At 58.1% G+C, this 8,115-nt stretch carries 13 protein-coding genes; 12 read left to right on the top strand and 1 reads right to left on the bottom strand.

Features of this window, described 5'->3' with window-relative positions; translation table 11 throughout:
* Positions 1–195: 195 nt before the first annotated feature.
* From KBY49_RS11640 to KBY49_RS11590, 11 genes are all read left to right on the top strand, one after another.
* Positions 196–3,168 carry a plasmid replication protein, CyRepA1 family gene (locus KBY49_RS11640; RefSeq protein WP_254935001.1) on the top strand — a complete coding sequence of 991 codons (2,973 nt, stop codon included), beginning with the start codon at positions 196–198 and terminating at the stop codon, positions 3,166–3,168.
* Positions 3,169–3,385: 217 nt separating this feature from the next.
* Positions 3,386–3,523, top strand: coding sequence for a hypothetical protein (locus KBY49_RS11635; RefSeq protein WP_254935000.1), 138 nt, complete (start codon positions 3,386–3,388; stop codon positions 3,521–3,523).
* Positions 3,523–3,951, top strand: a complete 429-nt coding sequence (locus tag KBY49_RS11630) for a hypothetical protein (RefSeq protein WP_254934999.1) — start codon at positions 3,523–3,525, stop codon at positions 3,949–3,951. The genes KBY49_RS11635 and KBY49_RS11630 overlap by 1 nt, the downstream gene beginning before the upstream one ends.
* Positions 3,948–4,292 (top strand): hypothetical protein, encoded by a 345-nt coding sequence (locus KBY49_RS11625; protein WP_254934998.1) that lies wholly within the window; start codon positions 3,948–3,950, stop codon positions 4,290–4,292. The genes KBY49_RS11630 and KBY49_RS11625 overlap by 4 nt, the downstream gene beginning before the upstream one ends.
* Entirely contained in the window at positions 4,289–4,465 is a 177-nt protein-coding gene (locus tag KBY49_RS11620) for a hypothetical protein (RefSeq protein ID WP_254934997.1), read from the top strand. Before KBY49_RS11625 ends, KBY49_RS11620 begins: the two co-directional genes overlap by 4 nt.
* Positions 4,453–4,704, top strand: a complete 252-nt coding sequence (locus KBY49_RS11615; protein ID WP_254934996.1) for a hypothetical protein — start codon at positions 4,453–4,455, stop codon at positions 4,702–4,704. Before KBY49_RS11620 ends, KBY49_RS11615 begins: the two co-directional genes overlap by 13 nt.
* On the top strand, positions 4,704–5,033 hold the full coding sequence (locus KBY49_RS11610) for a hypothetical protein (protein WP_254934995.1): 330 nt from the start codon (positions 4,704–4,706) through the stop codon (positions 5,031–5,033). Before KBY49_RS11615 ends, KBY49_RS11610 begins: the two co-directional genes overlap by 1 nt.
* Positions 5,034–5,050: 17 nt before the next feature.
* Positions 5,051–5,323, top strand: a complete 273-nt coding sequence (locus KBY49_RS11605; RefSeq protein WP_254934994.1) for a hypothetical protein — start codon at positions 5,051–5,053, stop codon at positions 5,321–5,323.
* Positions 5,324–5,372: 49 nt separating this feature from the next.
* Positions 5,373–5,564: a hypothetical protein gene (locus KBY49_RS11600; RefSeq protein ID WP_254934993.1), complete on the top strand. Its 192-nt coding sequence runs from the start codon at positions 5,373–5,375 to the stop codon at positions 5,562–5,564.
* 33 nt (positions 5,565–5,597) lie between these two features.
* A complete protein-coding gene (locus KBY49_RS11595) occupies positions 5,598–6,245 on the top strand; it encodes an AAA family ATPase (RefSeq protein WP_254934992.1) in 648 nt (215 codons plus the stop codon).
* Positions 6,242–6,529 carry a hypothetical protein gene (locus tag KBY49_RS11590; RefSeq protein ID WP_254934991.1) on the top strand — a complete coding sequence of 96 codons (288 nt, stop codon included), beginning with the start codon at positions 6,242–6,244 and terminating at the stop codon, positions 6,527–6,529. Before KBY49_RS11595 ends, KBY49_RS11590 begins: the two co-directional genes overlap by 4 nt.
* 44 nt (positions 6,530–6,573) lie before the next feature.
* Here KBY49_RS11590 and KBY49_RS11585 read toward each other — a convergent pair whose 3' ends face one another.
* The gene (locus tag KBY49_RS11585; RefSeq protein WP_254934990.1) at positions 6,574–7,533 is read right to left on the bottom strand and encodes a tyrosine-type recombinase/integrase; all 960 of its coding nucleotides are present in this window, start codon (positions 7,531–7,533) and stop codon (positions 6,574–6,576) included.
* A gap of 121 nt (positions 7,534–7,654) precedes the next feature.
* On the opposite strand from KBY49_RS11585, the gene KBY49_RS11580 reads away from it, so the two are divergent.
* A complete protein-coding gene (locus KBY49_RS11580) occupies positions 7,655–7,921 on the top strand; it encodes a helix-turn-helix transcriptional regulator (protein ID WP_254934989.1) in 267 nt (88 codons plus the stop codon).
* Positions 7,922–8,115 lie beyond the last annotated feature (194 nt).

Here is an 8,115-nt window from a genome sequence, read left to right as displayed (position 1 = left end):
TTATGACAACGCTGCCTATAGTGTTACTAGCAACGCGATGGCAATCGCATTGCAACAAGAAAGCCAGGCATTGCTGCCTGGCTCTCCCTGCTGCTGAAAGCAAATAAACAAGCCGAGAAAGCGACGGCAATCGCCAACTCAACAACCAGCTAACGGTCTCACCCGTCAACCAGAAACCGCCCGAACGGTCTTGCTATGACTTTACTCGCACCAGCACCAATCCGCCAGCTCTCCCTTGGATGGGATGACGAACCGCGTGCGCTGGCGCACCACCTCGACGAATGGACTACCGGCAGCGCCGTTTCTGCTGGCATTGCTGAGCTGGCTGTTGAGTCGCTGAAAGGCAGCCATCAGGTGCTTGGTTTTCTCAATCCGGCAAAACTCGGTCGCAACCTTGGTTACGCAACGAAGCCGGTGCAGAACGCCCGCACCTATTACGCAAGGCAAATCGAAGGTGGTTGGCTCGCGTCTGGCCATGCACCACTCGAAGGTGGTGTGCTGGTGCCGGTCACGTTCAAGCCAGACAAGCCACGACTAGGCAGCGACGGCAAGCAAATCAAATACGAAAGGCCAGTTAACTCAGCACCGGTGCCATTCTTCGCGCCACTTGATGCTGCCGCCTACGAAGCAATCGCTGCACGCGCTGACCTGACACCACCGCCATTCACTTCGAGCTGGTCTGCCTGGTGCTGGCTGCTTGAGCAGTCTTCGGTTGAGCTGTTGGTTGACGAAGGTGAGAAGAAATCAGCAGCAGCCTGCAGCCATGGCTACCTGACCATTGGCCTTGCTGGTATCTGGAACGGATGCCCAAAGCCGAAAGACACCAACGGCCAGTCATTTGGTGCGCCGGCATTGATTGCTGAATTGCAATGGCTGCGCGAAATCCGACCCGCTGGTGCGCCGCTAACCATTGCTTTTGATGCCAGCGACAAGGCACGCGGTCGCGTCGCCATTCGCCAAGCACGCTGCCGACTTGGCTGGCTGCTGCTTGAACACGGCCATCAGGTGCGCATCCGTGAAATGGTGCAGCCTGCTGGTGCCGACTTCATTAAGGGCACCGATGACCTGCTGGTGCATGGCGGCGCCGATGCACTTGCTGCATTGCCGGTAGTGCCGTTCAAGCAATGGATTGAGGCCAGCAGCAAGAAAGCCATTACCGACCACCTGCTGCAACCGTTCAAGACCACTAGCCGAAAGCACCAAACCATTGCGCGGCACTTCAAGACCAGCGACCTGCCAAGCAGCGACCTGGTGGCAGTGGTTGGCGGCATGGCGTCAAACAAAACCGGCGCCATTGCTGGTTTGACCAATCGGCTGGTTTCAATCACGCATCGACGCAGCCTTGCCGATAACCAAGGCCAGCGGTTTGGCCTTGCCGTCAAGCGTGAAGGTCAAATGCTGCACGCACTTGAGCAGTCGCAAGCTGACTTACGGAAACTCGAGCACCTGATAGCCGAGCACGATGGTTTTGTTGTCGTCGTCGACAGCAGCTACATCGGCGGCAGCAGTGAACTGCAGCCAAACCAGTGCGCCGGTGCCGTGCTGTTCATTGACGAAGCCGATGCGTTTCTGCGCCATTGCTTGATGGCATCGACGCACATCGCCAAGCATCGAACCGATGCGCTAACCAACTTGGCCGCTTGCGTTTCTGCGGCGCAGCAGGTGGTGCTGGCTGGTGCGCACATCGACGAAATCACCTTGTTGGCATTCGAGACCATGCGCGGCAATGGCGCCAAGGCGCACATCATCGAAAGCACCTTGCAGCCTGCTGCTGGCCGTGATGTGGTCATGCACCGCAAGGTCGAAGACCTGCTGCAGCAAATGCGCAACTTGGCCAGCAATCGCAAGCCATTCATCTTCCACACCGGCAGCAAACAAGACGAAAGCAAGATGGCGCCGGTCAACCTTGCGCGATTGGTGCGCCGGTATTGGCCAACGGCTCAAATCTTGGAAATGACCGCCGAAACCATCCGAGATCCAAACCATCCGGCAATGGCAGCCATTGAAAATCCTCAGCAACTGCTGGCGTTTGATGTGGTGCTTGCGTCGCCGGTGCTTGAAACCGGTTTCAGCATCGAAGACCTGCACCAGCACTTCGCTGCCGTGCTTGGCCACACCAGTGGTCACACCTTGCCGCAGGCTTTTGTGCAGTCCTTAGGTCGTCTGCGGTCGCCGGTGCCGCGTCACATCTGGTGCAATCACACCGGCAGCAGGCTTGGCAATGGCGCACCAGTTACCGATCAGCTTGAACGCGGCAAACTCGACCACGCCGAAGCATTGGCACGGCTGCACCTGGTTGATGCTGGCGAAGCATATGGCGATGCTGGCCGCTATCTGCGTTGGTGGTCAGAACTAGCCGCCAATCAAAACTGGTTGGCACCGCACTACCGGCACGCCGTTGCCGAACTGTTAGGCCGCGAAGGTTATGAAGTGCAGCGACTTGACCTGATTGGTAGCGACACCGGCACCGAACTGGCAGACGAACTAACCGAAGCCCGCGACGAAACCGTGGCGATCGAAACTGCCGCCATTGCAGCGGCACCAGCACCCGATGCCAATCAGCTTGAACTGCTTGAAGGTCGGCAACGCTTGACCATTGCGCAACGCCGTCAAATTGAACGTGGTCGAATTGCTCGAGACTTTGGCATCAAGGCACCAACCGCGAAGCAAGTGGCCGCCAGTCGCAACGGCAGTTACGGAAAGGCATTGCTACATCTGCTGGTCGTTGATACCGACGCTCGAAACCAATGGCAGCAGCAAACCCTAAAAAGTCTTTCAAAAAGTCAACGCGCCTATGCACCCGATACCTGCCGCGAAATGGCGCCAGCGACCCGTGCTACTGCGCTGCAGCAGATGCCATGGCTGATTGAACTAATTGACCTAGCCGGTACTGGTCGCACCGTTATCGGCGCCAACTTCGAGCAGCACCACGAAGCCGCCAAGGCGCAATCAAGAAATTGGCGCGAAATCTTTGGCTTCGATCCAAGCAGCGGCACTGTGCGCACCTTTATCGCGCAAATGCTGGCAATGCTTGGGTTCAAGCTGCAGCGCACCAGCCGCCGCGAACACGCTGGCGAGAGAGTTTGGTGGCACTACGAAGTGATTGACGAATTGGCAGTGCTTGACCGGCAGCAGGTGCTGACCACTATCCGAGAGACACTGCAATGACTGGGCTTGTGTCATTTTCTCTGTAAGTGTATTTATGAACCGCCAGAAATGACACAGCCAAACCCGTTTGATGCCATGTGGCGCGACAGCATTAACCAATGGCATGGCACCTTCGAGCATGATGGCAAGCCATTTAATTATTCTGCACTGCGCAACGTCGTTAGAATGAAACGACCGGAAACGTGCAGTTATGCCAAATCCGAAACCGCTTTATCGAATGGGCGATGCAATCATTCGCCAGCTTCAAGCTGAGGCATTGCTTGAGCGCACCGACGATGATCAAATGCTGAATGTGCCATGCGGCGACCCGTTGGCATCTGCACAGTCCAGGCGGCTGCCGGTGGTGGTGCACTGATGACACACCTCGACGCTGAAATTGATGGCCAGCACAGTGCAGCACAAGCTGCCGAAGATCGCGCTGTTGCTGTTATGCAACGCATGAAGGCAATCCCTGGTTTGACCACGCTGGTTGACAGGATGCCGCGCAAGTTTGGCCAAGCACCTAACCCATACGCTGCTGGCTGCCGCAATTTGACTGTTGCCGGCGTACTTGAGAAATCAGATCCGGCACTTGCGCAATACCTCGCGACACAAGCCGGCACCAGCATCAACGCACCGGACTATGCCGCCAAGGCGCAAGCCGAAGCGCAAGCTGCAGCCGTTGAACGGATGCGCAAGGAAACCGAGCGGTTAGCTGCAGAAAATGAACTGCGCCGCCGCGCACGCGAACGTGCAGCAATGGCTGGCGTTCAGTTGCTGACCGGTCGATGGCTTGGCCAATGAGAACAAGCAAGGCACACCCTGTCGCTGGTTGGCTGCGCGTCGAAGCCGGCACCTATAGCCGCACGCTCGACCAGGTGCTGCGGCACCGCGACGAGCAAATGGCCGCCGATCCGAACTGCAGTGGCTTGCCACCAGCCAGCCGCGCATGGTTCTGGTCGGAGCAGTTGCCGCGCCTGGTCAGTGATCCGAAGATCCGCGAACAAGTGGCTAGCCGCCTAGGCGAATTGGCGAATAGCCGGCAAGGCATCGGCCACCAGATCGAGCTGCAGGCTGGTGCGCTGCTGCAGCAGCAAGCAGAAATCGACGACGAAATGGCACTGCTCGAGCAGGTGTTGGCGTGATCGACAGCAGGCTGGCAATAGCCGCAACCGCACTTACGGAAATTGCCGAAGGTGCCGATGCTGAGCTGCTGCGCGACCTGGTGCCGGTGCTTGCGCGTGGTTTGGTCATGGCGCAACGCGAAATGCTGCTTTATCTGCTGGATACCGAGCCCGATTGGCCATGGAACCAATGACCGGCACGAAGACCTACTACGGCAGCTATCCAGATTCCTATCGTCGCTGGTGGCTCGAGCACGTCTATCCGCAGCGTGTTTCTCGGCTAGCTGGCTGCCTTGATGACGACGGCGGCATCTTGGATCAACCAATGACAGCAAATAACAGTGAGCAGATCCGGCTGAAACGTTTTGGCCCGTGCTGGTCGTGGTGGGGCGTGCCCGAAAACGAACGCCAGCAATGGTGGGAGCGCGGCTAGTGGCAGTTGCAGTCGCTGGCGCTGTTCGCATTGACCACGCCTTGCAGATGCTGGCGGCTGGTCGATCAGCAATAGCTGCGGTGGCCGAAGTGGCCGAAACCTATGGGATCAGTCGACGGCAATCCCGACGCATCGTTGGTAAGGCTTATGAAGTGCTGCGCGATGACATCGAGAAAGCAGGTGTGAATCGCAAGGCTGAAACGGCGCAACTGGTGCATACGTTGCATGAGGCGATGGCCAAGGCACTTGCTAGTGGTCATGCCAGCGCAGTGGTTGGCTGCAGTCGTGAATTGCGCGAATTACTTGGCCTTGGCATTAAGCCACTGTGACTGTTTCGCTTGAGCTAATGACGGCGTTTCGAGACCTTGAGCAGCAGGCTGCTGTGGTGGCAGTGCTGCTTGAAATGGCGCAGCTTGACGACGACGAACTGGTGGAATTGCTCGACGTTTGGGCACCAAGCCCGCAATCAAGGTCGCAATATCAACGACAGCAATGGCGCCAGCGGTGGCGGCAGTGGATTGATGGCGCTGGCGACAGTTGGCCTACACAAGAATTGCCAACTAGCGAGCCACCAGATGATGCGCATGATGCGCTGCTGGCTTGGTGCCGGCGCACTTGACGTAACAACGATTGCGACTGACTAGGCAGCTATCCGCCTAGGCGCTAAGATGCCAAGGCAGCCGGCAGCAGTGAACGCCGGCGCACCTGAAACCATGCACGACGACACCATTGCGGCCATCAGGCTGCTGGTGCTTGCGCTTGAAATGCACCCGGAAGACCTGGCAACTCTGCAGGTTTACGGCGACATGGCCGAGCACCTGGCCGATCTGATTGACGACTACATCGACACCGACGACTAGCCGCCTAGGCGCCAATCTGCTTAGCTGCGGCGCATGGCACATCGAATCCTTACCGTTTCGGGCTTGAAAGGCGGCATTGCCAAAACCAGCGTTGCCACCAACTTGGCCGCGTGGTGGTCTGCTGCTGGCCGCCATGTGCTGCTGATTGATGCAGACCCAAATGGCAGCGCCACCAAACTGCACTCGCGTGGCGAAGGTGCATTACTGGCTGATGGCAGCGCCGTGGCACCAATACAGCAAGCACCAATGGCAATGGCGAAGCCGTGGGATCTGGTTGTGGTCGACACCGCTGGCGGCAGCCGTGACGAGCAGCGCACCTATGCCGAAGGGTCTGATTTTGTGCTGGCGCCATGCCAGCCAGCAGCAAGCAGCATCGAGCAGGTGGTCGACCTGGCCGAAATCCTGAAAGCTGCCGGCAAGCCGTTTGGCGTGGTTTTGACCATGTGCGACACCAGGCGCAAGGTTGACGCAATCAAAACCAGGCAAGTGCTTGAGCGCATTGGCTTACCGGTGCTGACTAGTCAAATCACGCTGCTGTCGGCATGGCCGAAAGCCGAAGCCGCCGGCGTTTCCGTTCGTGATGCACGCACCGATGCAGACCGACCAGATGGCGGCGCTGCAACGGCGTGGCAGCAGGTGGCCGACCTTGCCGCTGAAATCGAAACCAAATTGCAGCCATGAAACTCGACAAGCTGACTAACCAACTCGAAGGCCGCCAGAAAGGCATCGAAACCCTGTTCGGTGCACCAGCACCAGCCGAAGCACCGCCGGCCACCAGTAAGCGCCAGCCGGTGCCAACCAGCAAGCGCAGCACCTGGAAGATGCGCGCTTGGTATGTGCAGCCAGAAACAGCTAGCCGCCTACGCGCCTATGTGAATAGGCAGCAAGAAAATGGCAGCAGCATCGACGCCAGTGGCGTGGTCAACGAAGCGATTGCAATGTGGCTCGACCAGCAAGGCAGCTAGTCGCCTATCCGCCTAGGCACTTGCCGTAACAAGCGTTGCGCCGGTCAACCCAGCCGCAAGCTGCTCGAGTCAGCAGGATTTGCCGCGACATAAGCGCCGGTAGTGGCGCTGCTGGTGTGACCGAGAGTGGCTTGCAAAACGAATATATCGGCGCCACGTCGAATTGCCACCGTTGCGTGCGAGTGGCGCAGCTTGTGCGGGTGCAAATGCACGCCAGCAAGGTTTCCCCAGCGGCGCATCCGGTCGCCAATGGCTTGCCGCGTCAGGTGCTCGCCGGTGCGTGATGACGGAAACAACCAGGCATCGGCAGCACCACCACCAAGCGACTCAAGCAGCTCAAGCGTGCTGGTGCTGATGCGCACTGTTCGAGCTTTTGATCCCTTGCCAAGCAGGTGCACCTGGCCGCCATCTTCGATTGCTTCCACATCACACCAGCGCAACCTGGCCAGTTCTGAAACGCGGCAGCCAATCAAATAGGCACCACGCACCAACACATAATCACGCTGAGCCAAACGGCAGCCATTGCGTGCTGCAGCAGCAATTACGCCAAGCACTGAATCAAGGTCTGGCTCAGTCAATGCACGAGTGCACTTCGCGGCTTGCAGCATTGACCGACGTGGCATCGGGTTTCGGGGCACACCAGATACGCCAGAACGGCATGGTTCAGATGCCCACCGGTACATCGCTGAGATAGCCGCAATGCGCCGGTTAAAGGTGCGTGGCTTGATGGCGCCGGTTTCAACCTGCTGCAGCAAACCATCGACGAAATCTTGCGCAATGGCCGGATCAAGCAGCCGCAATGGCACGCCGGCGTGGTGCTGGTCGCGCCATTCGATCAGGTGCCGAATCTCGCGCTGATAGCCGGATCTTGTTTCGCTGCTACAGGTGCGGCTGCAAGCAGCCAGAAACCGACGCACCAGCTCAAGGTCACACCAAACGGCGGCACCAGCATCTGCTGCGTCAAACATTCGCGAAACGAAAGCAAGCGCATCGGCGCGATCCATGCCGGCGAACACCGCTGGCACTTTCCGTAACTGGCCTTGCGACTGAACTGCGAGCACTGCTCGATGGCGGCTGCCAGAAAGTTAGCAGTGTGACCACGCGATCGCAAGGTCATGAGCTTGCGTGCTTGCGCCTTCGGCGGAAAGGCGGCACCATTCATCGCAGACGCCGAAACACATGACTTTGAGGTGCACGCTCGACTTCGAGATGAAGGCGCGCAAGCTGACGGCAAAAGCCTTGGCTGCTGAGCTCGGCGTTGCTGAGTCCTCACTCAGCAAGCTGCGTCGCAATCAGTTTTCAATGATTGATGCGAAAAATCTAGAGAAACTGTGCGCCTACTTTGGCTGCCAACCAGGTGACCTACTGCACTACGAAGCAGACACACCATGACCACAGACCTACCAGATGGCCATCTTGGCAACCACGCGATCACACTGAAAACGCCAAATGTAGTGGCGGTCATTTATGACAACGCTGCCTATAGTGTTACTAGCAACGCGATGGCAATCGCATTGCAACAAAAAAGCCAGGCATTGCTGCCTGGCTCTCCCTGCTGCTGAAAGCAAATAAACAAGCCGAGAAAG

Origin of the sequence: Cyanobium sp. WAJ14-Wanaka, assembly GCF_024345375.1 — a bacterium.
Taxonomy (GTDB): Bacteria; Cyanobacteriota; Cyanobacteriia; order PCC-6307; family Cyanobiaceae; genus Cyanobium_A.
Note: the sequence above shows the minus strand (reverse complement) of the source record. Positions and strands in the feature narration are given on the sequence as shown.

What these genes read in the sequence shown, in the direction of transcription:
- KBY49_RS11590 (WP_254934991.1), top strand. Translation starts at nt 6,242, where the DNA reads ATGAAACTCGACAAGCTGACTAACCAACTCGAAGGCCGCCAGAAAGGC.
- KBY49_RS11595 (WP_254934992.1), top strand. Translation starts at nt 5,598, where the DNA reads ATGGCACATCGAATCCTTACCGTTTCGGGCTTGAAAGGCGGCATTGCC.
- KBY49_RS11585 (WP_254934990.1), bottom strand. Translation starts at nt 7,533, where the DNA reads ATGGATCGCGCCGATGCGCTTGCTTTCGTTTCGCGAATGTTTGACGCA.
- KBY49_RS11630 (WP_254934999.1), top strand. Translation starts at nt 3,523, where the DNA reads ATGACACACCTCGACGCTGAAATTGATGGCCAGCACAGTGCAGCACAA.
- KBY49_RS11615 (WP_254934996.1), top strand. Translation starts at nt 4,453, where the DNA reads ATGGAACCAATGACCGGCACGAAGACCTACTACGGCAGCTATCCAGAT.
- KBY49_RS11635 (WP_254935000.1), top strand. Translation starts at nt 3,386, where the DNA reads ATGGGCGATGCAATCATTCGCCAGCTTCAAGCTGAGGCATTGCTTGAG.
- KBY49_RS11605 (WP_254934994.1), top strand. Translation starts at nt 5,051, where the DNA reads ATGACGGCGTTTCGAGACCTTGAGCAGCAGGCTGCTGTGGTGGCAGTG.
- KBY49_RS11600 (WP_254934993.1), top strand. Translation starts at nt 5,373, where the DNA reads ATGCCAAGGCAGCCGGCAGCAGTGAACGCCGGCGCACCTGAAACCATG.
- KBY49_RS11625 (WP_254934998.1), top strand. Translation starts at nt 3,948, where the DNA reads ATGAGAACAAGCAAGGCACACCCTGTCGCTGGTTGGCTGCGCGTCGAA.
- KBY49_RS11640 (WP_254935001.1), top strand. Translation starts at nt 196, where the DNA reads ATGACTTTACTCGCACCAGCACCAATCCGCCAGCTCTCCCTTGGATGG.